Origin of the sequence: Actinoplanes oryzae, assembly GCF_030757795.1 — a bacterium.
In the GTDB taxonomy this organism is placed as follows: Bacteria; Actinomycetota; Actinomycetes; order Mycobacteriales; family Micromonosporaceae; genus Actinoplanes.
This window is the reverse complement of record NZ_JAUQWH010000143.1, coordinates 1-23,536: the sequence shown is the minus strand read 5'-3', so window position 1 is coordinate 23,536 and position 23,536 is coordinate 1. Positions and strand designations below refer to the sequence as shown.

General features: G+C 74.4%; 24 protein-coding genes and 4 tRNA genes. 13 read left to right on the top strand and 15 right to left on the bottom strand.

Annotation, left to right across the window (positions count from 1 at the left end):
- On the bottom strand, positions 1-668 hold a 668-nt coding region (locus RBH18_RS33450; protein ID WP_306214476.1), incomplete at its 3' end, for a hypothetical protein.
- A gap of 608 nt (positions 669-1,276) precedes the next feature.
- Here RBH18_RS33450 and RBH18_RS33445 point away from each other — a divergent pair.
- From RBH18_RS33445 to RBH18_RS33430, 4 genes are all read left to right on the top strand, one after another.
- A tRNA-Trp gene (locus tag RBH18_RS33445) sits at positions 1,277-1,352 on the top strand.
- A 53-nt stretch (positions 1,353-1,405) separates the two neighbouring features.
- A tRNA-Gly gene (locus tag RBH18_RS33440) sits at positions 1,406-1,477 on the top strand.
- A 64-nt stretch (positions 1,478-1,541) separates the two neighbouring features.
- Positions 1,542-1,614 (top strand) — tRNA-Leu (locus RBH18_RS33435).
- Positions 1,615-1,651: 37 nt separating this feature from the next.
- A tRNA-Leu gene (locus tag RBH18_RS33430) sits at positions 1,652-1,724 on the top strand.
- Positions 1,725-1,876: 152 nt separating this feature from the next.
- Here the strand turns inward: RBH18_RS33430 and RBH18_RS33425 are convergent.
- On the bottom strand, positions 1,877-2,470 hold the full coding sequence (locus RBH18_RS33425) for a TetR/AcrR family transcriptional regulator (protein ID WP_306214475.1): 594 nt from the start codon (positions 2,468-2,470) through the stop codon (positions 1,877-1,879).
- A 52-nt stretch (positions 2,471-2,522) separates the two neighbouring features.
- Here RBH18_RS33425 and RBH18_RS33420 point away from each other — a divergent pair, with 52 nt between their 5' ends.
- From RBH18_RS33420 to RBH18_RS33395, 6 genes are all read left to right on the top strand, one after another.
- On the top strand, positions 2,523-3,311 hold the full coding sequence (locus tag RBH18_RS33420) for a class I SAM-dependent methyltransferase (RefSeq protein WP_306214474.1): 789 nt from the start codon (positions 2,523-2,525) through the stop codon (positions 3,309-3,311).
- Positions 3,312-3,421: 110 nt separating this feature from the next.
- Complete coding sequence (gene mptB, locus RBH18_RS33415; protein ID WP_306214473.1) at positions 3,422-4,711, top strand: polyprenol phosphomannose-dependent alpha 1,6 mannosyltransferase MptB; 1,290 nt, start codon at positions 3,422-3,424, stop codon at positions 4,709-4,711.
- A 229-nt stretch (positions 4,712-4,940) separates the two neighbouring features.
- A complete protein-coding gene (locus tag RBH18_RS33410; protein WP_372339032.1) occupies positions 4,941-5,816 on the top strand; it encodes a glycosyltransferase 87 family protein in 876 nt (291 codons plus the stop codon).
- Positions 5,800-7,380: a PHP domain-containing protein gene (locus RBH18_RS33405; protein ID WP_306214471.1), complete on the top strand. Its 1,581-nt coding sequence runs from the start codon at positions 5,800-5,802 to the stop codon at positions 7,378-7,380. The genes RBH18_RS33410 and RBH18_RS33405 overlap by 17 nt, the downstream gene beginning before the upstream one ends.
- A gap of 38 nt (positions 7,381-7,418) precedes the next feature.
- A complete protein-coding gene (gene recQ, locus RBH18_RS33400) occupies positions 7,419-9,260 on the top strand; it encodes a DNA helicase RecQ (RefSeq protein ID WP_306214470.1) in 1,842 nt (613 codons plus the stop codon).
- Positions 9,261-9,463: 203 nt separating this feature from the next.
- On the top strand, positions 9,464-9,655 hold the full coding sequence (locus tag RBH18_RS33395; protein ID WP_306214469.1) for a helix-turn-helix transcriptional regulator: 192 nt from the start codon (positions 9,464-9,466) through the stop codon (positions 9,653-9,655).
- Positions 9,656-9,760: 105 nt separating this feature from the next.
- Here the strand turns inward: RBH18_RS33395 and RBH18_RS33390 are convergent, their stop codons facing one another.
- Positions 9,761-10,363, bottom strand: coding sequence for a mycothiol-dependent nitroreductase Rv2466c family protein (locus RBH18_RS33390; RefSeq protein WP_306214468.1), 603 nt, complete (start codon positions 10,361-10,363; stop codon positions 9,761-9,763).
- A gap of 85 nt (positions 10,364-10,448) precedes the next feature.
- Here RBH18_RS33390 and RBH18_RS33385 point away from each other — a divergent pair, with 85 nt between their 5' ends.
- Positions 10,449-11,879, top strand: a complete 1,431-nt coding sequence (locus RBH18_RS33385; RefSeq protein ID WP_306214467.1) for an alpha/beta hydrolase — start codon at positions 10,449-10,451, stop codon at positions 11,877-11,879.
- Here the strand turns inward: RBH18_RS33385 and RBH18_RS33380 are convergent, their stop codons facing one another.
- From RBH18_RS33380 to RBH18_RS33345, 8 genes are all read right to left on the bottom strand, one after another.
- A complete protein-coding gene (locus tag RBH18_RS33380; protein ID WP_306214466.1) occupies positions 11,880-13,817 on the bottom strand; it encodes a SpoIIE family protein phosphatase in 1,938 nt (645 codons plus the stop codon). It lies immediately after the preceding gene.
- 302 nt (positions 13,818-14,119) lie between these two features.
- Positions 14,120-14,761 (bottom strand): GTP cyclohydrolase II, encoded by a 642-nt coding sequence (locus tag RBH18_RS33375; protein ID WP_306214465.1) that lies wholly within the window; start codon positions 14,759-14,761, stop codon positions 14,120-14,122.
- Positions 14,762-14,781: 20 nt separating this feature from the next.
- Positions 14,782-15,471, bottom strand: coding sequence for a RibD family protein (locus RBH18_RS33370; protein WP_306214464.1), 690 nt, complete (start codon positions 15,469-15,471; stop codon positions 14,782-14,784).
- Positions 15,472-15,508: 37 nt separating this feature from the next.
- A complete protein-coding gene (locus RBH18_RS33365; protein WP_306214463.1) occupies positions 15,509-16,567 on the bottom strand; it encodes a lysylphosphatidylglycerol synthase transmembrane domain-containing protein in 1,059 nt (352 codons plus the stop codon).
- 64 nt (positions 16,568-16,631) lie between these two features.
- The gene (locus RBH18_RS33360) at positions 16,632-17,429 is read right to left on the bottom strand and encodes a methyltransferase domain-containing protein (protein WP_306214462.1); all 798 of its coding nucleotides are present in this window, start codon (positions 17,427-17,429) and stop codon (positions 16,632-16,634) included.
- Complete coding sequence (locus RBH18_RS33355) at positions 17,426-18,457, bottom strand: glycosyltransferase family 4 protein (RefSeq protein ID WP_306214461.1); 1,032 nt, start codon at positions 18,455-18,457, stop codon at positions 17,426-17,428. Before RBH18_RS33355 ends, RBH18_RS33360 begins: the two co-directional genes overlap by 4 nt.
- Entirely contained in the window at positions 18,454-18,852 is a 399-nt protein-coding gene (locus RBH18_RS33350; protein ID WP_306214460.1) for a 6-pyruvoyl trahydropterin synthase family protein, read from the bottom strand. The genes RBH18_RS33355 and RBH18_RS33350 overlap by 4 nt, the downstream gene beginning before the upstream one ends.
- Positions 18,853-19,902 (bottom strand): dehydrogenase, encoded by a 1,050-nt coding sequence (locus RBH18_RS33345; RefSeq protein ID WP_372339031.1) that lies wholly within the window; start codon positions 19,900-19,902, stop codon positions 18,853-18,855. It lies immediately after the preceding gene.
- Between the two features lie 40 nt (positions 19,903-19,942).
- Here RBH18_RS33345 and RBH18_RS33340 point away from each other — a divergent pair, with 40 nt between their 5' ends.
- Positions 19,943-20,722, top strand: a complete 780-nt coding sequence (locus RBH18_RS33340; RefSeq protein ID WP_306214458.1) for a CDP-alcohol phosphatidyltransferase family protein — start codon at positions 19,943-19,945, stop codon at positions 20,720-20,722.
- On the opposite strand, the gene RBH18_RS33335 is transcribed toward RBH18_RS33340, so the two are convergent.
- Positions 20,712-21,158, bottom strand: a complete 447-nt coding sequence (locus tag RBH18_RS33335) for a hypothetical protein (RefSeq protein ID WP_306214457.1) — start codon at positions 21,156-21,158, stop codon at positions 20,712-20,714. The two genes, RBH18_RS33340 and RBH18_RS33335, sit on opposite strands and share 11 nt — an antisense overlap.
- 3 nt (positions 21,159-21,161) lie before the next feature.
- On the bottom strand, positions 21,162-21,764 hold the full coding sequence (locus tag RBH18_RS33330; RefSeq protein ID WP_306214456.1) for a hypothetical protein: 603 nt from the start codon (positions 21,762-21,764) through the stop codon (positions 21,162-21,164).
- Positions 21,765-21,940: 176 nt separating this feature from the next.
- On the opposite strand from RBH18_RS33330, the gene RBH18_RS33325 reads away from it, so the two are divergent.
- Positions 21,941-22,327, top strand: a complete 387-nt coding sequence (locus tag RBH18_RS33325) for a hypothetical protein (RefSeq protein ID WP_306214455.1) — start codon at positions 21,941-21,943, stop codon at positions 22,325-22,327.
- On the opposite strand, the gene RBH18_RS33320 is transcribed toward RBH18_RS33325, so the two are convergent.
- On the bottom strand, positions 22,276-22,638 hold the full coding sequence (locus tag RBH18_RS33320; protein ID WP_306214454.1) for a hypothetical protein: 363 nt from the start codon (positions 22,636-22,638) through the stop codon (positions 22,276-22,278). The two genes, RBH18_RS33325 and RBH18_RS33320, sit on opposite strands and share 52 nt — an antisense overlap.
- A gap of 78 nt (positions 22,639-22,716) precedes the next feature.
- Positions 22,717-23,487, bottom strand: a complete 771-nt coding sequence (locus tag RBH18_RS33315) for an alpha/beta hydrolase-fold protein (RefSeq protein WP_306214453.1) — start codon at positions 23,485-23,487, stop codon at positions 22,717-22,719.
- Positions 23,488-23,536: the final 49 nt, after the last annotated feature.

The following is a 23,536-nucleotide window of genomic DNA, read 5'->3' as shown; positions in this document are numbered from 1 at the left end:
GGGCCCTTGTCGTGCAGCCGGTGGGCCCCCGCATCAACTCGGTCACGCGTTCCCGCCTCCCTAGAGGGCCCGCGAGTAACGCACCTGCAGCGTCGGCGCGTCAGCACCTCGCCCGCCACGACCGGCACGTCGGCGAACACCCCCGCGTAGGGCAGCATCACCGAGGCCGTCCCCACCCCGGCCGGCACCCCCGCGAAAGCGGCCTGCATGGGCTGCGTCTCGCCCTGCTCGAGGCGCATCGAGCCGGTGCAGACGCAGTCGCCGGACGCGTCCTCCGCCACCGGCCACACACGCCGGCCCGCGGTGTCCACCAGGCGCCCGCCGTCGAAGACGTTGACCGTGCCGCTCGAGAAGTGCCGGCTGGCGGCCGAGGACGCCGTCTCGGCCCGCACCCGCACGGTGAGCACCACGGTCTCGCCCTGCCGCACCAACGGCTCGACACCCAGCCACAACTTGTCGCCCGCGGCGTCGATCGTGCGCTCCTGCACCACGGCGGAGGGCGCCCCGCTCGCCGCGGCCGCACTGCTCGGACTCGCCCCGGACGGCGCCTGCGTGGAGCCTGTCCCGCCGGCGTCGCGGTCGCCGTCGTCGCCACCCGAGCACGCGGCCAGCAGCGCCGTCGTCACGAGGCAGACGATCGTCGCGCGGAGCCCGGGGCGTGCTGTCACGCCACCGAAGGCTACTCGCCCGAAGCCCCCGAACCGCCGCGTAGCCGTGTGCCCTTCCGCCCGGGTATGGCGTGTCGCGGCTGTCGGATAATTGCGTTGTCGCGGGGCGGGCGGATCTCTACCTTGGTTCTCAGCAGCCGATCCCGTAGCCGGAGGCACCGGCCGGACCAGTGAGGAGAGTCAGATGTCGCGCCAGCACAGCAATGCCGCAGCGCAACACCTCCTGGACCGCCAGCCGCTGCCGGGCGCCGGCGACCTCTTGGGCGAGGGCCGTCCCCTGGGCAGCAACCGCCTTCCGAGCGGTGGTTATCCGCTGGGCGGTAACGGCTATCGGGACCGGTGGCGCGGCTAGGCTTCGGCCAGCGCACTCGCCGTCCGCCCGATTCGGGGCCGGGCGGCTTTCTCATCTGCGGGACGGCCACTTCGGGTCTGCGGGACGGCCACCTCCGGCTCTCCGGGGGCAGCCACTTCGCGCTCTTCTGCGGGACGGCCACTTCCGGCCGGGCCACCGCGAGGGCGCCGGGGTGACACACCCTGGACGCTCGCCTCGGGTTGCCGCGCGGGACGGCCGCGGAGCAGCGACGCCTTGCCGAGAAGGAACCACTCCTACGGGTGTAGCTCAACCGGCAGAGCACCGGACTCCACATCCGGAAGATGCGGGTTCAAGCCCTGCTGCCCGTGCCACCCGCCCCCGTGGCGGTGCATCCCAGAAAACTCCACAGTGGATGGCAAGACATGCGGTCGTGGCTCAGAGGAAGAGCGCCACCTCGCCATGGTGGAGGCCGCCGGTTCGATCCCGGCCGACCGCTCGTCACCCCGGTCCGTGCCGCCGCAACCCACTCTTGGTGGCGGCGCGGAGCGGTGACCTATCACGCCCTCGTAGCCCAACGGCAGAGGCCCGACGTTGAGGACGTCGCCAGTGCGCGTTCGAATCGCGCCGAGGGCACGCAGCACCCCGGTCCCGAGGGGACCGGACAGATCTTGCCCGGGTAGCCCAACGGCAGAGGCACGCCGCTCAGGACGGCGCCAGTGCGCGTTCGAATCGCGCTCCGGGTACTTGCGCGTCGTGGACGGCGGCACGTCCAGCGGCCTGTAAAGCCGCCGCCTTCGGGCAGACCTGGGTCGGCACCAGGGACGCGCACCAAGCCATCACCCCACCAAGCCATCACCGCACCAAGCCATCACCCCACCCAGCCATCCACGTGCACTCACCCCGAGCCGGGCGGCGCCGGCCTCGCCAAGGCGCCGTGCACCACCTTGGCGAGGCCGGCGGCCGGGTCACCCTCGTCGCCGGCGAAGAGCAGGTGGGCGGTGCCGACGAGGGTGAGCGCCACCGTCGCGGCGTCGAGGCCGGCGGGCAGCCGCTCCAGCTCCTGCTCCCGGGCGAGATAGCCGGCGATCATCCGGCCGGTCTCGGCGGGCAGCGGCAGCCCCTTGTGCCCGGCCTGCCGCAGCCGCGCGCGCAGCCCGTCCCGGAAGATGATCAGGCTTGTCAGCGCCAGCGGCACCGGCGTCAATGCCGAGGTCAGGGCCGCGGTCACGGTCTCCGTGACGGATCCCGTGCCGGCCGCCGCGGTCAGCTCGGCCGACTGGGCGCGGAGCCGGGCCAGGTGCTCCTCGACGAGCTCGGCGAGGAACGCGTCGAAGTCGGCGAAGTGCCTGTGCAGGACCCCCTTGGCGCAGCCCGCCTCGGTGGTGACGGCGCGGCTGGTAAGCGCCTCGGCGCCGCCTTGGAGCAGGACGCGTTCGGCGGCCTCGAAGAGCTGGCGGCGTACGTCGCGTAGCGCGGTCCCGGTCGGCATACCGACATTGTCCCAGTAGCGGAATGGGCGCTCGCCCACTTAGAGTGGGCGCATGCCCATTCCGGAGCGGAAGCTGTACGAGGAGCGGCAGGCGGCGGAGTCGTTCGGCACGGACGCCGAGCGCTACGACCGGTCCCGCCCGCGCTATCCCGACGAGATGATCACGCGGGTCCTCGCGGGCGCCGGCGAGCATCCCGCGGTGCTCGATGTCGGCTGCGGCACAGGCATCGCGGCCAGGCAGTTCCAGAGCGCCGGAGGTACGGTCCTCGGCGTCGACGTCGACGAGCGCATGGCCGCCGTGGCGCGACGGCTGGGCACCGATGTCGAGGTGTCGCCGTTCGAGCGGTGGGACCCCGCCGGGCGTACGTTCGATGTGGTCGTCTCCGGGCAGACCTGGCACTGGATCGACCCGGTGGCCGGCGCGGCCGCCGCGGCGCGGGTGCTCCGGCCGGGCGGGCGCCTCGCGATCTTCTGGAACGTCTTCGAGCCCCCGGCGCCGATCCGCGACGCGTTCGCCGAGGCGCACACGCGGTTCATGCCCGAGTTCCCGTTGCCCGGGAGCGCCGCTCAGGCGTACGCGGCGATGGCCGGCACCGCGGAGGACGGCATCCGGGCCACGGCGGGCCTCGGCGAGCCGGAGATCTGGCGCTTCGCGCGCGACCACGTCTACACCCGCGACGAGTGGCTCGACCAGGTGCCCACCCAGGGCCTCTACACGCGGCTCCCGCCGGAGCGGCTCCGGCCCCTCCTCGACGCCCTCGGTGCCGCCATCGACGCGGCCGGCGGCAGCTTCACCGCATCGCTCGGCACCGTCGTCGTCACCACCACGCGGTCGAGCTGACAGCAGAACTCCGTCGGGCCCGCTTGACAGGACGGGCGTGCCGCCGAGCAGTCATCGGGCGGCCACGCCCGGGACCGCCGCCGGACACCTCGGGCTGAGAGCGTGCGGCCGTGCGCAACGATCATGCCCTGGCGACGGCCACCGGGGGCGCGGGGGCGCTGCTCGTCGCGGCGGCGGGACCGCTCGGGCGGACCGGGCTGGTGTGCGCGTACGCCGGGCTGACCCTGCTCGTGCTCGGCTGGTGGTGGTACGGCCGCTGCGGCCCGGCCACACCCGCCCGGCGCTGGGCGACGCTGGGGCTGTGGTCCGCGCCGCTCGTGCTGGCGCCGCCGCTGTTCAGCCGGGACGTGTACAGCTATCTCGCGCAGGGGCTGATGGCCGGCGGCGGGATCGACGTGTACGAGCACGGGCCGTCGGCGCTCGGTGGCCCGGTGGCGGAGCAGGTGCCCGCGTTGTGGCAGGACACGCCCAGCCCGTACGGGCCGGTGTGGCTCCTGGTCTCCCGCACGGTCACCGCGGTCACGGGCACGCACCTGGGCGCCGGGGTGACGGGCATGCGGCTCGTGGCGGCCGGGGGCGTGGCGCTGGCCGCGCTCGCCGTGCCGGTGCTGGCGCGGGCGGGCCGCGTCGATCAGGCTCGCGCGTGGTGGCTCGTCGTGCTCAACCCGCTCGTGCTGATCCACCTGGTCTCCGGCGCGCACAACGACGCGCTGACGGTCGGGCTGCTGGCCGTCGGGCTGGCCGCGGCCGTGCGGCGCCGGCCGCTGCTCGGCGCGGTGCTGGTCTCGCTCGCGGCGCTGGTCAAGGTGCCGGCGGCGGCCGGGCTCGCGGCGGTCGCCCTGATCTGGACCGCGCAGCGCGGGACGACCGCGGTCCGGGCGATCACCGCGGTCGGCGCGGTGGGTGCGGCGGTCACGGTGGCTGTGGGAGAGCTCACCGGCTTCGGGTACGCCTGGATCACCGCCCTGGGCACGCCGGTGTCGCCCGGCAACTGGTCCCTCACGAGCGTCCTCGGCCGAGCCACGGCGGCGGTGACCGGCGGAGACCCGGTCGCCCTGTGGCGCTGGGCGGGCGCGCTGGCCGTGGTCGCCGTGGCGCTGCTGGCGTACCGGATGCAGCCGGTGGCCGCCCTCGGCCTGGTCCTGCTGGCGGTGGTCGTCTTCGGTCCGGCGCTGCGCCCGTGGTACCTGCTGTGGGCGCTCCTGCCGCTCGCCGTGTCCCTGCCCGCGGCGCACCGGTGGCTCGCCCCGGCGTGCGCGGTGCTGACGCTGGCCGTGCTGCCCGACGGCTACGCGGCGGACCAGGACGAGTTCCGCCTGGCCACCCTCGGCGTGGTCCTGGGGATCGCGACCCTCGCCCTGGCCACGACCCGCGCCCCGCAACGGCGGCCGGCCCTGTGAAGAAGATCCTGCTCGTCGCCGCGGCAGCCCTGGCGACCGGGACGTTCCTCGTGACCGTCCCCCTGTTCCGGCACTTCTTCGACCTGGACGTCTATCGTGGCGCGATCCGCTGGTGGCTGCTCGACGGCGGCCGCCTCTACGATTTCCGGTTCGCCGGCACGGTGTACGGGTTCACCTACCCGCCGTTCGCCGCGCTCGTCCTGAGCCGCTCGCCCTCCCTCCGCGGCCGGTGGCGGTGGCCCTGTCCCTGCTGGCCAACGCGGCGGCCGTCGTCGTGCTGCTGCGCTGGTGGCTCGGGGCGCGGGCGTGGTGGGTCACCGCGTTGACCGGGCTCGCCGTGCTGCTGCTCGAGCCCGTACGCGACACGTTCAGTTTCGGTCAGGTCAACCTGCTGCTTCTGCTGCTCGTGTGCCTCGACGCCCGCGGGCTCGTCGCGGGGAAGCGCTGGGCCGGCGCCGGCATCGGACTGGCGGCGGCGATCAAGCTCACGCCCGCCGTGTTCGTCGTCTGGCTGCTGGTGACCCGGCGCTTCCGGGCGGCGGCCGTCGCGGCGGGGACGGCGGCCGGCGCGACGATCGTGACCGCGGTCGCGGCGCCGGAGGCCTCCCGGACCTTCTGGACGGCCGCGGTGTGGGACACGGGCCGGGTCGGCCGGACGGCGTACGTGTCCAATCAGTCCCTGCGCGGCGTGGCCGCCCGCCTGGATCTCGACCCGCGGTGGTGGGTGCTGCTCGTCGCGGCGGCGCTGCTCGTCTGGTACGTGCGGGTGCGCGGCACCGACCCGCTCACCGGCTGCGCGCTGACCGGGGTGCTCGCGTGCCTGATCAGCCCGGTGACCTGGGTGCATCACCTGGTGTGGCTGCTGCCGGCGCTGTTCCTGGTGCGCCGGGTCGCCGTGCTGGTGACGCTGTGGTTCGTACTCTGCAGCAGTGTGGTGTGGATCTGGTGGGACGGCGGCTCGGGACCGCTCGCGGCGGTGGGCGCCAACACGTACGCCGGGGTTGCCGTGCTCTTGCTGATCTTGATTTCGCCCGGCGTTCGCGCGGTGGACCGATGGCGGTCGCCGGCCGCCCCTAGCCTCGCGCGGCATGGGCTTGATTCCTGAGTGGGCCGATCCGGCCGTACCCGTGTCGGCATTGGACCCGCAGGGGGTGAACCGGCGCACCTTGCTGCGCCGCGCGGGGTTGTTCGGCGCGGGCTTCGCGGCCGCCGGGCTGGGGGAGACGCCGGCCGCGCACGCGACCGCCCCGAGCGACCCGGAGGTGGTCTACCTGGTCGGCGACCACCACGTGCACACCCAGTACAGCCACGACGCGAAGTACACGGTGGCGCAGGCCGCGGCCCGGGGCGCCCAGTTCGGCCTCGACTGGATGGCATGCACGGAACACAGTAACTTCGGTCACGACCGGTTCGGGGCCACGGCGGAGCGCGCCGACATCCTGAAGGCCCGCGCCGAGAACCCGCGCATGCTCATCTTCCAGGGCCTCGAGTGGTACATCCCGGGCGCCGAGCACGCGACCGTCGTCACGGCTCCCGGCGAGGCCGAGGCGGAGGTCCTGCGGGAGTTCGAGCGGGCGTACGACGGCAAGCTGCTCCCCTCCGCCGACGAGACCCTGGCCGTCGCGGCGCTCAGGTGGCTGGCGGCCTCCGGCAAGGATGCCGTGGTCGTGGCCAACCATCCGTCGCGGCTGGGCATCGACAGCCCGCACGAGCTGCGCGCCTGGCGCGACGCCGCGCCCGGGCTCATGATCGGCATGGAGGGCGCGCCCGGCGCCCAGGGTGCGGCCCTGCCCGGCCTGCGCGGGGCGGCGAGCATCCGCGGCGAGTACGAGAACAAGCCGTCCGCCGACTCGTTCCCCGGCTACCCCGCCGAGGCGTACGTCACCTACGGCGGCTTCGACTGGATGACCGCGACCGTGGGCGGCATGTGGGACGCGCTGCTCGCCGAGGGCAAGCTCTTCTCGATCACGAGCAACTCCGACAACCACCGGACCGTGTACGACACGCTGCGCAACGGCGACTGGCCGGCGGGCGCGACGTTCGACTCGACGGGCAAGGTGCCGGACCCGGTCGACACCGGGACGCCGCAGGCCGGCAGCGACTTCTGGCCGGGACAGTTCAGCCGTACGCACGTAGGCGTGACCCGCTACGGCTACCGCGAGGTGCTCGCGGGCCTGCGCGCCGGCCGCGTCTGGGTCGACCACGGCCAGCTGGTCGACGGCCTCGACGTGCGGCTGACCTCGGCGAGCGGGCGCTCGGTGACCCTGGGCGGCCGGCTGTCCGCGCGGCGGGGCGAGCGGCTGACGTTGTCCGTCACGGTGACCGGTGCCACGCGGCCGAACTTCCACGGCGTCGTCCCGTCGCTGGCGCACCTGGACGTGATCCGGGGCACAGTGCGGGGGTCGGCCCGGGACCGGGACTCGTGGCGGGCGCCGGACACGCGGGTCGTCGCGACCTTCGACTCCTTCCGGCGCAGCTTGCGGTGGTCGTTCACGGCGGGGGAGCCGAGCTATCTGCGGCTGCGCGGCTCGGACGGGAAGCGGCACGGCGCCGGCCTGCTCGGCAGCACGATCGACCCGCACGGGCCGATCGCGCACACGCCGGGTGACGGGGATCCGTGGCGGGACACGTGGCTCTACACGAACCCGATCTTCGTCGACGTGCGCTGAGTGCGCTTCTTGTCGGGGGGAGTCTCTAAACTCGCGGGGTGACTTCCGCCCTGACCGTCGCCGACCGTGCCCAGACCGTGCTGCAGCGCGTGTTCGGCTACGCCGCGTTCCGTGGCGAGCAGCAAGAGATCATCGAGCACGTCGCCGGTGGTGGCGACGCGCTCGTGCTCATGCCCACCGGCGGCGGCAAGTCGCTGTGCTACCAGATCCCCGCGCTGGTCCGGCCGGGCACCGGCGTGGTGATCTCGCCGCTGATCGCCCTGATGCAGGACCAGGTCGACGCGCTGCGCACGCTCGGCGTCCGGGCCGGCTTCCTCAACTCGACGCAGGAGCCGGCCGAGCGGCGGCGCACCGAGCAGCTCTTCACGGCGGGCGAGCTCGACCTGCTCTACGTGGCGCCCGAGGGGCTGGGCACCTTCGGCGTGCAGCAGCTGCTGCACCGGGGCAAGGTGGCGCTCTTCGCCATCGACGAGGCGCACTGCGTGTCGCAGTGGGGTCACGACTTCCGGCCCGACTATCTCAACCTGTCGATCCTGCACGAGCAGTGGCCCGACGTGCCCCGCATCGCGCTCACCGCGACGGCCACCAGCGCCACCCGCGAAGAGATCGCGACCCGGCTCGAGCTGACCGGCGCGCGGCACTTCACGGCCAGCTTCGACCGGCCCAACATCCAGTACCGCATCGTGCCCAAGCAGGAGCCCAAGCGGCAGCTGCTGGAGTTCCTGCGGAACGAGCACGCCGGCGACGCGGGCATCGTCTACTGCCTGTCGCGCGCCTCGGTGGAGAAGATCGCCGACTTCCTGGTGCAGAACGGCATCCCCGCCCTGCCCTACCACGCGGGGCTCGACGCCGGCACGCGCGCCGCCAACCAGAGCCGCTTCCTGCGCGAGGACGGGCTGGTCATGGTCGCGACGATCGCCTTCGGGATGGGCATCGACAAGCCGGACGTGCGGTTCGTCGCCCACCTCGACCTGCCCAAGTCGGTCGAGGGCTATTACCAGGAGACCGGGCGGGCCGGGCGTGACGGGCAGCCGTCGACGGCCTGGCTGGCGTACGGGCTGCAGGACGTCGTCCAGCAGCGCAAGATGATCGAGAGCTCGGAGGGTGACTTCGCCCACCGCCGCAACCTCGCCGCGCACCTCGACGCGATGCTGGCCCTCTGCGAGACCGTCCAGTGCCGCCGGGCGCAGCTGCTCGCCTATTTCGGGCAGCCCGCCGACCCCGCCTGCGGCAACTGCGACACGTGCCTGACGCCGCCGGAGTCCTGGGACGGCACGGTCGCCGCGCAGAAGCTGCTGTCCACCGTCCTGCGGCTGCAGCGCGAGCGCGGGCAGAAGTTCGGCGCCGGGCAGTCCATCGACATCCTGCTCGGCAAGACGACGGAGAAGGTCACCCAGTTCCGCCATCACGAGCTGTCGGTCTTCGGCATCGGCGCCGACCTGCGCGAGCAGGAGTGGCGCGGGGTCGTCCGGCAGCTGCTCGCCCAGGGGCTGCTCGCCGTCGAGGGGGAGTACGGCGTGCTCACCCTCACCGACGCCAGCGCCTCGGTGCTGCGCCGCGAGCGCGAGGTCATGATGCGCCGCGAGCCGGAGAAGGCCGCCCGCGCCCCACGGGCCCGCCGCGCGTCGTCCGGCGCCGCGCCCGCCCCGGACCTGGACCCGGCCGCCGCCAAGGTGTTCGAAAAGCTGCGCGAGTGGCGCGCGGCGGCGGCCAAGGAGGCCGGCCTCCCCGCATACGTCATCTTCCACGACGCCACCCTCCGGCAGATCGCCGTGGCGCGGCCGGGGTCGCTCGCGGAGCTGTCCGCCATCAGCGGGGTCGGGGAGAACAAGCTCGCCAAGTACGGCCAGCAGGTCCTCGACACCCTCGCAGCGAGCTGATGCCGGCCGGCCCCGGCGCTGCCACGATCGCCGCGCACGTCCCGGCGCTGTCGCCATTGGCACCGCGCACGTCGCGGCGCTGCCGCCAGTGGCCCCGCCCACGTCCCGGAGCTGCTGCCATCGGCCCCGCGCAAGGGCCGGCGACCACACCCGCGCGGCCGACCCGGCGAGTGACTACTTGCTGCACGCCTATGGTGATGCGTATGACAGAAGCAGTTGAACGGCTCATGGGCGCCCACGAAGTTCGCTTGCGGCTCGGCGGGGTGAGCCGCCAGCGGGTGTATCAGATCACCCACCGGAGCGACTTTCCCGCACCGGTCGCCGACCTCGTCCAGGGCAAGGTGTGGCTCGGCGACGACGTCGAGGGGTGGATCGCTCGGCATCGACCCGCGTAACGCCGCCGCGGGAGGCGGCCCGTCGCGCGGGAGCCCGGGCCGCTGCGCGGGAGGGCGGGGGCCGCCGCTCGCCCTCGGTGGAGGACCGCGGCGGCCGGGTGCGGGTCACTCGAAGTTCAGGCCGCCCGTGCGGGTGCGCTTGAGCTCGAAGAAGTCCGGGTAGCTCGACAGCGCCACGGCGCCGTCGAAGACGCGGAGGGCCTGCTCGCCGCGGGGGATGCTGCTGAGGACCGGGCCGAAGAAGGCGACGCCGTCGATGTGGATGGTGGGGGTGCCGACGTCCGGGCCGACCGGGTCCATGCCCTCGTGGTGGCTCTTGCGCAGGGCGGCGTCGTACTCGTCGCTGTCGGCGGCCGCGGCCAGCGACGCGGGCAGGCCGACCTCGGCGAGCGCCTCGGCGCGGACCGCCTCGAGGTCGTCGCGGCGGCCCTGGTTGTGATAGCGGGTGCCGAGGGCGGTGTAGAGCGGCTCGAGAACCTGGTCGCCGTGCTGCTGCCAGGCGGCGGTGACCACGCGGACCGTGCCGAGCGAGCGGTCGACGGACGTGCGGTAGTGCTCGTCGAGGTCGCGGCCCTCGTTGAGCACGTAGAGGCTCATGACGTGCCAGCGCAGGTCCAGCTCGCGCAGGCTCTTGACCTCGAGGATCCAACGGGACGTGATCCAGGCGAACGGGCAGGCCGGATCGAAGTAGAAGTCGACAGTCGTCATACCCCGACGATATGCCGACCCGTAGGGGATCAACTCCGGTGTGTTCCGGATTTCCCGGGGCGTGGCGTGAGGGAAGCATCACGGCATGGCATTTCTTCGATCCGCCCTCGCGGCGGCGGTGACCGCTGCCGTCGTCCTGGCGCCGCTCCCGGCTCGCGCCGGCACGAGCGCGCCGCTCCCGGCCCGCGCCGGCACGAGCGCGTCGCTCCCGGCTCACGCCGGCACGAATGCGCCGCAGTGGACACCCTGTGCCGGCACGGACATCGGCACCGAGTGCGCCACCCTCACCCTGCCCGTCGACTGGTCCCGGCCGGACGGGCCCACGTTCGGCTTCGCGGTCGCCCGCCACCGGGCCGACCCCGCGGTCCGCGCCGGCACGCTGGTCTTCGGGCCGGGCGGCCCCGGCGACTCGGGCGTCGCCCGGCTGACGACCGCGCAGCAGATCGACCGGTTCAGCGACGAGCTGCTGCGCCGCTTCGACATCGTCAGCTTCGACCCGCGCGGTGTGGGTGGCAGCCACGCCATGCCGTGCCCGACCGGCGTCTCCCCGGTCGTGACCAGCCAGACCGAGTTCACCACGCTGCGCGCCGCCAACCGCGCCGCGTGGGAGGACTGCCGCGACCGGTACGGCGAGCTGTGGGACCACGCCGACACCGCCAGCACCGTACGCGACCTCGACGCCCTGCGCGCCGCCCTGGGCGAGTCGCGGCTGACCTTCCACGGCAGCTCGTACGGGACCCTGCTGGGCGAGCAGTACGCCGAGCGCTACCCGGGCCGGGTCCGCGCGCTCGTGCTGGAGAGCGCCGTCGACCACAGCCGCGACACGAAGGGCTTCCTCACGTCGCAGGCGTGGGCGCTGCAGGACTCCTTCGACGCGTTCGCCCGGTGGTGTGCCGGGGCGGAGGCCTGCGCACTGCACGGGCAGGACGTGCACGCCGTCTGGGCCCGGATCAACGCGCGCGCCGACCGGGGCGGGCTGCAGGGCTGGTCGGTGTGGGACCTGACGATCAACGCGCACGCGCGGCTCTACAGCCCCTCGTACGCGGACCTGGCCACGACCATCGACAACCTCGACCGGAACCTGCCGGCGGACAAGCGCGGCGCCCCGCCGATGGTCACGCCGGTGATGTGCGCGGACTGGGCGCTGCCGGTGCGGGACTTCGCCGAGTACGACCGGCTGCTGCGCCAGTCGCGTACCCGGGACTTCCGCTACTCCGCCGGGGTGTTCGCCATCAGCTCGTGCCTGGGCTGGGACCTGCCCGTGGCGAACCCGCAGCACCGCCTCGACGTGCACACGCGCACCCCGGTCCTGCAACTGGGCGCACGGCACGACCCGGCGGTCGGCTGGAACTGGACGCGGTCGGTGGCCCGGCAACTCGGCCGCTCCGGCGTCCTGCTCACGTACGCCGGTGCGGGGCACGGCACGTACAAGCGCGCCTGTGTCGCGGCGGCGGTGGACGCGTACCTGCTGGATCTGACCGTGCCTCCGCGCGGCAGCGTCTGTCCCGCCGAATGATCACGCGGGTCCCTTGACGGGATCGGCGGTCCGGTGCGGCAGCGCCACCAGGGCGAGCACCTGCTGCGCCGGGCTGCCGTCGGCGGCGACCAGGTCGAGGGTGGTGCCCTGCTTGCGGTGCTGCTCGGCCACGTGGTGCAGGGCCGAGACGCCCGCGCTGGCCAGGTGGGTGACGCCGGACAGGTCGACCGTGAGCGGCAGGTTCCCGCCGCGGCCCCGGCGCAGCAGCTCCTGACGCAGGTGGGCGGCGTCGGCGGCGTCGATCGCGCCGGTCGCCGCCAGCCGGTCCGCGCCCTCCTCGGTCAGGGCCAGCGGCTCGTCGGGGGCGGGCGGCCGGGGATGGTCGCTCAGCACGGGCGAGCGGACCGGGCGGCACAGCGGGTGGCGGACGGTCGCGACGGTGCCGGTGGGGCCCGGCGTCACGGTGAGATCGCCGACCAGCTGGGACGTGAGGGCGAGGCCCCGGCCGCGGATCGACTGGCGGGCGGGCTCGCGCCAGGTGCCGTGGTCGGTGATCTCGGCGTCGACCTCGCCCGCGGCGGTGAGCCGCACCCGCAGCCGTACGTCGTCGCGGCCCAGCTCGCCGTCGAAGGCGTGCTCGATCGCGTTGGTGAGCAGCTCGCCGAGCGCGTGCTGGAGGGTGAACGCGTCGTCGCTCGTGGCGCCCGCCCGGGTCAGCCAGTCGGCGAGGGCCAGCCGGGCGGCGCGCAGGGACGTCAGCTCGGCGGGCAGGCTCAGGTCGAGGCCGGCGAGCGGCTCCGAGCGCTGCGCCGCGAGCAGCGTGATGTCGTCGCGATGCCCCGTGGCGCGGACGAGCAGCTCCACGCTCTGGCCGCACACCCGCTCGACCGGAGTCTCCCCGGGGCTGTGCAGGGCCTTGCCCGCCGCCGCGGTCGCCGCCACCCGCGCGAGCTCGTCACGGCTGTCGGCCAGGTCGACGCCCGGGCGCTCGAGGATCCCGTCGGTGTAGAGCAGCAGCATGTCCCCGACCTCCAGCCGCGCCGCGCGCAGCTCGAACGCGCCGGTGGCCGGGCCGGTGCCGAGCGGCGTGGCGCCGGTGGGCGGCAGATAACGCGTACCGCCGCCGCCGGCCGCCAGCAGCAGCGGCGGGGGATGGCCGGCGGTGCAGTAGCGCACGTCGCCGTCCGGGCCGAGCACGGCGACGCACACCGTGGCGGCATGGGCCGCGCCGACCCGGCGCGCCAGGCGGTCCGCGGCCCGCAGCGCCTCGGCGGGATCGCTGCCGCTGTCGAGCCGGTCGCACAGCACCGCGCGCAGCTGCCCCATCACGCCGGCGGCGGTGACCCCGTGGCCCACGACGTCGCCGACGACCAGCGCCACCGTCCCGCCGGGGCCGGGCACCACGTCGAACCAGTCGCCGCCGGCGCCCTGGGCGCTGTTCGCGAGCAGGTAACTGGCCGCGACGCGCAGGCCGGGCAGCACGGGTACGCCCGCCGGCAGCAGTTCCCGCTGCAGGGCGATCACCACGTCGCGGGTCTGCTCGTAGCGCTCCCGCAGCTGGTCGGCCTGGCTCTCGGCCGCCAGCCGGGCCTGGACGATCGCGGTCACGTCGAACCCGGCGCCGATCACCCCGCGGATCGTCCCGCCGGCGTCGCGCCACGGGGTGATGGAGAAGTTCGCGTAGATCTCGTGGATCCCGCCGGGCACGGCCAGCGTGGCCCGCCACTCGGCCCCGGTGATCGGGGTGCCGGTGCGGTAGACGCCCGAGTACATGTCTATCCACTGCTGGCCCGCGACGTCGGCGAACGCCTCGGCCAGCGTCAGGCCCACGGTCTCGCGGCCGGGGACCATCGCGCGGGTGGCCGCGTTGACGTAGACCAGGCGCAGGTCGGGGCCCTCGCACAGGATGACGATGAACGGCACCTGCTCGGTGGCCGAGGCCACCAGCTCCGCGGCGGTCGGCTGTTCCTCGTCCATCACACCCGGCTTCCGTCGACGTCTCCGGCCATCATCGTGCCCGATGCCGCGTGTCGCACCTGTCACCGGGCGTGTCCACCCGCCCGGGGCCAGACCCCCCGCCCCGCCAGACCCCGCAGCCCGCCAGACCCCGCGCCGCGCCGCGCGACCCGACGCCGCGGTCCGCGAGACCCGGCGAAGGCAGCGCCGCGCCGCGCCGCGCGACCCGATGCCGCGGTCCGCCAGACGCGGTGGGAGGAAGGGCCGCGAAAGCCCCGGGCCGCGGGAGGCGGCGATGCGGCGCGGGAGGCGGAGGCCCGCGCTCAGAGGCCGGGAATGTCGAGCGTGTGCGACGTGTGTGTCGCCTTGGTCGCCAGGTAGCGCCGGTTGGCGGGGGAGACGTGGACGCCGGTCGGGATGCGCTCCTTGACCTCGACCCCGTAGGCCTGGAGCTGCGCCGCCTTGTCCGGGTTGTTGCTCAGCAGCCGGATCCGCTCGGCGCCGAGCGCCAGCAGCATCTGCGCCGCCACGCCGTAGTCCCGCTCGTCCTCGCCGCGGCCCAGGGCCCGGTTGGCCGCGTAGGTGTCGAGGCCGGCCTCTTGCAGGGCGTAGGCGTCGAGCTTCGCGTAGAGCCCGATGCCCCGGCCCTCCTGGCGCAGGTAGAGCAGCAGGCCGCCGGCCTCGGTGATGCGCTCGGCCGCCTCGCGCAGCTGGGGGCCGCAGTCGCAGCGCTGGCTGCCGAAGACGTCGCCGGTCAGGCACTCGCTGTGCGGGCGGACCAGCGGCGCGCCGTCGGCGATCGCCTGCTCCCAGTCGCCCAGCCCGAGGGCCAGGTGCTCCCGGCCGTCGGCCAGGCCGGTGAAGGTGAAGACCCGCGCGGTCGTGGCATAGCCGTCGGCGAAGCGCAGCGGGACCGTGACTCGTGTCCGGATCGAGGCCGCCGCCATGCCCGGTGTGTCCGACATCCGTCCCCCATGTGTCGTGATCAAGAAGCGAACCGGTCGGAGAGCGCGTAGCGCAGCAGCACGACGTCGCCGATGGGCCGCGCCTCGGCGAGCGTCGCGCGGCGGTGCGGCCCCCACGGGAACCGGCCGTCGCCGACGAAGCGGGGCGCCGCCGAGTCGCCGACGAAGAACGGCGCGACGACCAGCTGCAGCTCGTCGGCGAGACCGGCGGTCAGGAACTGGGTGTGCATCGTGCCGCCGCCCTCGACCATCAGCCGGCGGACGCCCCGGGCGGCGAGGTCGGCGGTGACGCGGGCCAGGTCGACCGGGTCGCCGCCGTCGATTACCGTGGCGGCCTCGGCCAGCCGGGCCCGTGCCTGGGCGAGCGCCGGGGTCGCGCAGTAGACCAGCTTGTCGTTGTCGCCGAGCGTGAAGAACCGGGCCGAGGGGTCGAGCGCGCACGACCCGGTGACGGTGACCTTGACCGGGTCGGGCTGCTCGCCGCGCGCGATGCGCTCCTTGCGCCGGGTCTCGTCGCGGATCAGCAGGCGCGGGTTGTCCTTGCGGACCGTGCCGGCGCCGACCAGGATCGCGTCGCACGTGGCGCGCACCTCGTCGACCCGGTCGAAGTCCGCGTCGTTGGACAGCAGCAGCCGCTCGTCGCCCGCCGTGTCGACATAGCCGTCGAGCGACATGCCGCAGCTGAGCAGCACGTACGGGCGGTTGGTCACCTGCTCAAGATAATCCCCCGTCCGGGTGACGGCACCTTCACGCACCGGTGCCGACCAGCTCCCGCATCGGCCGGCCCGCCGGAACACCGCGGTGATCAGGCACGACGACCGCCACCACGGGCAGCGCCGTGACGGTCGGCACCAGCGCGGGCGCCGCCGCCCGGGCGCGCAGGCTGGCGAGGGCGCGGGCCGCGATGACGGCCAGCCCGGGCACGGCGGCCACGAAGGCGAACACCCCGTAGATCACCGCGATCGTCAGGCCCTGCGCCGCGCTCAGCCCCGCCGCCCCGAACGCCCAGGCGGTGACGGCCTCGCGCGGGCCCCAGCCGCCGATGTTGACGGGCAGCGTCATGGCGAGCAGCGCCAGCAGCATCAGCGGCGCCAGGCGCAGCGTCGACGCCTCCGAGCCGGCGGCGCGGGCGGCCACCACGAAGGTGGCGAGGTGCCCGGCGAGCACGACCGTCGACGCGAGCACGATGCCCGGCCAGTTGCGGCGGCTGAGCAGGCCCGTGCGTACCTCGGCGAGGGTGGTCCGGATCGCCCGGGCCTTGCGCGACGCTCCCCGGCGCAGCCGGCCCGCCGCGAGCACCGCGACGGCCGCGACCAGGGCGAGGGCCCCGGCCGCCAGGGCGACCCACCGTCCGTGCTCGCGCAGGGCGGTCAACACCGGCGACGGTACGGTCAGCAGCACCGCCAGCCCGACGGTGACCAGCACGACCTGCCCGGCCGTGCGCTCCAGCACCACGGCCCGCACGCTGCGCGCCACGTCGCCCTCCTCGCGGCCGTGCTGCACCGCGCGGTCGACGTCCCCGAGCACGCCGCCCGGCAGCGCCGCGTTGATGAACAGCGCCTTGTAGTAGTCGGCGACCGCCGTCCGGAGTCCCAGGCGCAGGCCCAGGCCCCGGGCGACGAGACACCAGCGCCAGGCGCTGAAGACCGTGGTGGCGACGCCGATCGCGAACGCGGCGCCGAGCGTGGTCGCGTCGATCATGCGCAGCCCGTCGGCGAAGGCTCCCGTGCCGACGCGCCAGATCAGCACGCCCAGGATCGCCACCCCGCCGAGCAACCGGGCCCACGCCCAGATCGATCGCTTCATGCGTCTCGCCCCTTAAGGTTCCACCGTCCGTCATCCACTACACGTCCGGCGGGGGGCGCTCGGTTCAGTCGATCTGGGCGTAAAGATCTTGGTGGCCGACCGTCACGCGCAGCTCGCCCGCCCCGGCGGCCGCCGACCGGGCCGCCAGATAGCCGTCCAGCTGCAGCTCAGGGCGCTGCTCGGCGGCCGCGGCGACCCAGCCGCGCAGCCACGCCAGGATGAGCTCCCGCTGCTCGGCGCCGAGCCGCCACGGGCTGGGCCGCGTCGTCACGGACACCCCGGCCTGCGCGAACGCCTGGGCGGCCGCCCCGACCGCCTCCGGGCCGAGCAGCCAGCGGTCACCCGTACGGCGGCGCTGGTGGTCGTTGAACGCGGCGGTCACCTGCTCGTCGAGCGGGTGCGGCGGGTCGAGCGTCACCTCGCCGGCCACGGTCAGCGTGAACAGGGCGGGCGTCCGGGCGGCCACGAGCGTCGCGGCCAGCGCGGTGACCTCGTCGGCGGTGAACAGGTCGAGCAGCGCCGAGCAGGTGACCAGGCTCACCCCGGCGAGGTCGGCCGGGGTCAGCGCGGCGACGTCCTGCTCGACTGTCTCGGCCGTCACGGGGCTGCCGTCCGCCGTGGCGGCGGGCAGGTGCGCGGCGGCGTACGCGAGCAGGGCGGGGTCGCGATCCTGCAGCACCCACCGCTGCGGGCCGGGCAGCAGCGGGGCCAGCCACCGGGCCATCGACCCGGCGCCGCAGCCCAGGTCGCGGATCACCAGCTCGCCCTCGGACTTCACCAGCCCGGCCAGGTCGGTCGCGCGGGCCGCCGCGTCGGCGGGCTCGCGCAGGAGCAGCCAGTCGGTGCTGAATTCGCCAGTCATGGGAGTACCTCGCTCAGTCGTCTCGTCGTCTCGTCCCAGCCGCGCAGGGTGCCGCGGCGGGCCAGGGCCGCGGACCGCCACTCGCCACGCAGGCCGGGATCGGTCAGCCAGCGCCGCAGGGCGCCGGTCAGGGCCGGGCGGTCGCCCGGCGGCAGCAGATCGCCCGGCAACCGGCCGTCCGGGGCCGCGCCCAGCGCTTCCGGTACGCCCGCCACGCGCGTGGCGAGCACGGGCACGCCCCGGGCGAGCGCCTCCGTGACCACCATCCCGTACGTCTCCGCACGCGACGGCAGCACAAGCAGGTCCGCGCTCGCGTAGGCCGCGCCCAGCGCAGTCCCCGTCAGCGGTCCCGGGAACTCCACCCGGTCACTGACGGACCGCACCCGCGCGGCGAAACCGGCGTCCCGGTCGAGCGAACCTACGCAGCGTAACCGCCACGGCGGGTCATCGACCACGCTGAGCGCCTCGACCAGGACGTCCTGCGCCTTGCGGGGGGTGATCGCGGCGACGCACAGCAACCGGTTGCCGGCCTCCGAGGGCGCCGCCACCGGCGCGGGGTCCACGCCGGGCGGGGCCACGTGGACCGACCCGTGCGGCAGGTCGTGCAGCTGCTCGACGCGCCGGGCCGCGGCGGTGCTGGTGGCGACGACCCGCGAGCTCGCGCGCAGGGCCCGCCCCTCGCCGGCCGTCAGCGCCGGATCCGCCCCGGGCTCGTCGCCCAGCGGCAGATGCACGAGCACGACGAGCGTGAGCCGCCGCCGCTGTGCTTCCATCACTCCCGGGGCGGCGCAGGCGACCAGCCCGTCGAGCAGCACCGTGGCTCCGGGGGAGAGCGCTCCCAGCGCCGCGGCCAGCCGTTCCTCGTCCGCGGCCGCCGGCGTGGGCCACGACCCGGGCGCCCGGATCTCGTGCACCGCACGCCGGGCGGACAGGCCCGCCAGGACCCGCCGGTCGTACGTGTTCCCGCCGCTCGGCGCCGCCGGGTCGTCGATCCCGCCCGGCAGCACCGCGTACAGCGTCGAGGTCACAGATCCCGCTCGTAGCTCGCCCACGCGACGTGTGACTCGTGCAACGTCACGGCGATCCCGGTGAGCCCGCCGGCGCCCGGCCCGAGCTCGCCGCCGGCCGCCTTCGCCGCGAGCCGGTCCGCGATGACCTTGGCAAGGAACTCCGTCGACGTGTTGATGCCCGCGAAGTCCGGCTCGTCGTCCAGGTTGCGGTAGCTCAGCGCCTTGCAGATCGCGTTGAGCTCCTGCAGCGCGAGGCCGATGTCCACGACGATGTTGTCGGCGTCGAGCTCGGGGCGCTTGAAGGTGGCGTCCACGACGAAGGTGGCGCCGTGCAGCTGCTGGGCCGGGCCGAACACCTCCCCGTGGAAGCTGTGCGCGATCATGATGTGATCACGGACCGTGACGCTGAACATCTACTCTCCGTCCTTTCCGTAAGTGATCAGGTGACACAGGGCCGGCAGCTCGCCGGACGTCAGCTTCGGCATGATCGCCGGCAGCTCGGCGAAGGCGGACTCGCCGGTCAGCAGCGCGTCGAACGCGGGGTCGGCGAGCAGCCCCAGTGCCGTGGCGAGCCGGTCGGCATAGGTGCGCCGCCCGCGCCGCGCCGGGGCGATCCCGCCCACCTGGCTGCTCTTCACCACCAGGCGCCGCGAGTGGAAGAACTCCCCGAGCGGCACGCTGACCTCCCGGTCGCCGTACCAGCTGAGCTCGACGACCGTCCCCTCGGTGGCCAGCAGCTCCAGCGAGCGGGTGAGCCCGGCCGAGGTGGCGCTCGCGTGGATCACCAGGTCGCAGTCGCCGGTCGCGTCGGCCGGCAGGGCGAACTCGACGCCCAGGGCGGCGGCGAGGCCGGCGCGCCCGGGATCGGCGTCGACCAGCTGCACCCGGGCGCCCGGGAAGCGGGACAGGATCGCGGCCACGCTCGCCCCGACCATGCCCGCACCCACCACGCTGATCTTGTCGCCGATCAGCGGGGCGGCGTCCCAGAGCGCGTTGAGCCCGGTCTCGACGGTCCCGGCCAGCACCGCGCGGGCGGCCGGCACGTCGTCGGGGACCACGGTCACGGCGTCGGCGGGGACCACATAACGGGTCTGGTGCGGGTAGAGGCAGAAGACCGTACGCCCGGTGAGGTGCGCCGGGCCGCGCTCGACCACGCCGACGTTCAGGTAGCCGTACTTGACGGGGCCCGGGAAGTCCCCCTCCTGGAACGGCGCGCGCATGACGTCGTGCTGACTCGCCGGTACGCCGCCGCGGAACACCAGCGTCTCGGTGCCCCGGCTGACGCCCGAGTGCAGGGTCCGGACCAGGACCTCGCCCGGGCCCGGCTCGGGGACCTCGGCCGTCCGGAGCTCGCCGCGGCCGGGCTCCGCCACCCAGAACGCCTCACCCTGCACAACGATCTCCTTCTCCCGGGGATGAACCGATCGAGCCGGGGCAACGTGTTCTCCGGCGACGGCAACCATACGGGAACCCGATCTTGCTCCTCCCGAAGGAACGGTGACCATGAGTATCGGCACACTGACAGCTCGCTCGGGCCGCGGTCCGCTCGCGGGCTTGGCGGCACACTTCCTGCTGACCGCCGCGCTGGCGGCCACCGCGGGCGTGACGGCTGCCGGGTGGCTCGCCGGTACGGCGTACGCGGTCGCGTTGTGCCTGTTCCTCCAGGCCGGCCTGCGGCGCGGCGGGATGCGCGTGCTGGGCCCCGCCAACACGGTGACGCTCTTCCGCGCGGTCCTCGTCGGCGGCGTCACCGCACTGGTCGTCACGTCCTTCCAGCAGCACGTCCCGGTCGCCCTGACGGTCACCCTGGTCGGCGTGGCCCTCGCCCTCGACGGCGTCGACGGCCAGGTCGCCCGCCGCACCGGCACGTCGAGCCCGCTCGGCGCCCGCTTCGACATGGAGATCGACGCGTTCCTGATCCTGGTGCTGAGCGTCTACCTGGCCGGCGGGTACGGCTGGTGGACGATCGCCATCGGCGCCTTCCGGTACGCCTTCGTGGCCGCCGCCTGGGCCGCGCCCTGGCTGAGTGCCGCCCTGCCCCCGAAGTTCTCCCGCAAGGTCGTCGCCGCCCTCCAGGGCGTGGTCCTGGTCCTGGTCACGGCGAACCTGCTCCCGCACGCGCTCAACCTGCTCGCCCTGCTCGTCGCCCTGACGACCCTGACCTGGTCCTTCGGCCGCGACATCAGGTGGCTGTGGCGCACCGAGCTGACCCGCCGCGCCCGCGCCGCCGTCACCCGCAGCATCCCCCTGCGCCACCGGCGCCCCACGACCGTCAGCGCCTGACCTGCTCCACCGCGCCGGCGGGGGCCAGGACGGCCCAGGCGCTGGTCACGCCGGCGAGGTTCAGGTCGATCTGCAGCGGGGGGTCCGGCAGTTCGGCGCCCACGCCGGTCAGGTGGGCGTAGCCGTCGCAGGGGACGGTGACGGTTGCGATCGTGGTGGTGCCGGCCTCGCTCACGACGAACGTCGCCTCGGCCGGCCCGGTGCAGGCGCCCTCCAGCGCGTACTCGGTGCCGGCCAGCGCGTCCGTCGTGGAGCGGACGGCGGTGGTGCGGCTGCCGTCGTACTTGTAGCGGGCGAGCTCGTCCGGCACGGCCGGCGGCGGCTTCACCGGCCCGGGAGAGGCACCCGCGGACGGTCCGGCCGCGGAGCCTGTCGTGCAGCCGGCCAGGGGCAGGAGCAGCAGGAGCGTCGCGACGGCAGCGGTACGTACGGACACGGCTCAGGCCGGGATCCAGTTGCCGCAGCCCTGGCTGGTGAAGGTCTTGTCGCCGGGCTTGATGGTGACCGTCACCTTCGTGGCCGTGGCGATCGTGTCGCTGCCCACCAGCGCGCCGGCGGCGTCGCGGCGCTCCCAGAAGCACTCGAGGACCTTCTTGCCGCTCAGGTTCGCCGTGGTCACGTACGTGCCGGGCTGGACGTCCGAGCCCACCTGCAGCGTGCCCTCGCCGAAGCCGGCCAGGGCGACCTTCCAGTCGGCGGCGAAGCGGGGGCAGTCCTTGATGCGGTCCTGGTCGATCTGGAAGTCGTCCTGGATCATCATGTCGAGCAGCGCGCCGCGGCTGTTGGCGCGCGCGGCGTAAAAGCCGTCGCAGGTGTCGTCGGCGACGTCGGCGCAGTCCTTGCCGCAGGGCTTCCAGGAGCCGCTCGCGGCGGTGGTCTTCTTGGGGGTGGCGGTGGCCTCGGGCGCCGCGGCCTCGGTGGTCGCCGCCGTGGAGGCCGGCGCCGCCTCCGGGTCACCCCAGATCGGGTTGCCGTGGCTGCACCCCGCGAGGGAGGCGGCGAGGACGGTGGCGGTGATCAGGCTGGCGGCGCGACGACGCATGGTTGGAAACAGCTCCCGGTCGAACGTGAATGGCGCGCACGAGTCTGGCGCTTCCGACCGGATCTGTCGAGCGGGGACAGTGGTACGCGGTTGCGGAAAGTTCCCGGGGTCGCCCGAAGGGATCCACATTCGCGCTGCTCACCGACAAAACGGCAAGATCGTGGCAGGCTCGGCGGGTGCCGTTGCCCGATCTGGACACCTACAGCCCGCACCGCACCGTGCTCAACGCCGCCTTCGAGGGCGTGGCCGTGCCGGGGTTGCGAGCCGAGTTCTTCCACCGCACCGAGGGGGACCGCGTCGCGTCGGCGGGGCGGTACTCCCTCGGCGGGCGGGACGTGCTCCTCGCCTGGGGCTGGACCGACGAGGAGCACTGCGCGTTCTCGGCGGTGCGGGACCCGGCGGGGTTCTGGCACCCGGAGACCCCCGGGTGCCCGGTGGTGCGGATCCTGCGGGCCGGGCCGGGCGACGAGGTGACCGGCCTGGCCGTCCGCACCCCCGCGGGCGAGTGGGTCTACGAGTCGATGCGCGCCGGGGCCGGGACGGGCTCGCGGCGGACCACGTAGAGCGAGGCGCCGGTCAGGCCGAGCGCCAGGGCGAACAGGGCCAGGTGCAGCCCGGGGTGCACGATCGGCACGAAGCCGATGATCGCGACGGGGATCTGCACGATCGCCACCAGCCCGGCGAGCAGCCAGCGGCGGGAACCGCGCCACAGCAGCGCGGTCCAGACCGGCGCCGAGGCGACGGCCAGGGTGAGGCCGTCCAGCACGGCGTGCAGGGTGGCATTGTGGACGTTGGTGTGGGCGAAGGCCTGCGCGGGGGCGGCAACCCACAGCGCGGCGGCGACGAGGGCGGCGACGACAGCGGCACGACGCATTGGTGATCCTCCAAGCGTTATGGAACCGTTGCACTGAGTAATGACGGTACGGAAGCGCCGCCTGTCCGGTAAAGCCCCCTAGGGATTCACTCGCGCCACCAGGTCGCACACCGCGGGCAGGCACCGGCTCCAGTAGCCGAAGTTGTGGCGCCCGGGCTCGTAGGTGCCGGCGGCCTTGGGCTGCGGCAACACCTTCTCGAAGGCGCGCGCCGTGTCGGCCAGGCCGTCGTCCGTGCCGCACCACAGTCCGACCGGGACGCCGCGCAATGCCCCCGCGCGAGTGAACGCCTCATCCCCCGCGGCGAGGGCGGGGGAGAGGGCGGCGGCGCAGTGGACGAAGCCGGGGAAGGTCTCGGCGAGCAGCAGCGCCCCCGCGCCGCCCATCGACCAGCCGAGCACGGCGAAGGAACGCGTCGCGAAGCCCCGCTCGGCACACCAGGCCGGCAGCTCCTCGTGCACCATCCGCTGCGGGTCGTCGGCAGGCCCCGGGCGCCAGCCGAGCCGGCCGCCGGTGGCGCCGGCGAGGACGAAGGGCGCGTTGCCGCGGCGTACGGAATCGGTCAGGAAGCGCGCCAGGCCCAGCGCGGGAAAGTCCGCCGCCGTCTTCGACGCGCCGTGCAGGACCAGGCACACCGGCAGGCCGCGCCCGTCACCGTGGCCGGCGGGCACGGCCGTCCAGAAGTCGACCGTACGGCCCCGGGCGCGCGAGACGCGCTGCTCCAGCCGCTCGTCGCCGGCCGGGGCGTCCGGGAGCACCGGAACGTCGGCGGGTCGCAGCTGGGAGTAGGACGTGGCGGCCGTCAGGGTGAGTGCCGTGCCGGCGCCCGCCAGCAGGGTCCGTCGCTTCATGAAAAACCACCATAAACGGACAGAACCGCCGATCCGGGCGGCGCGCCGA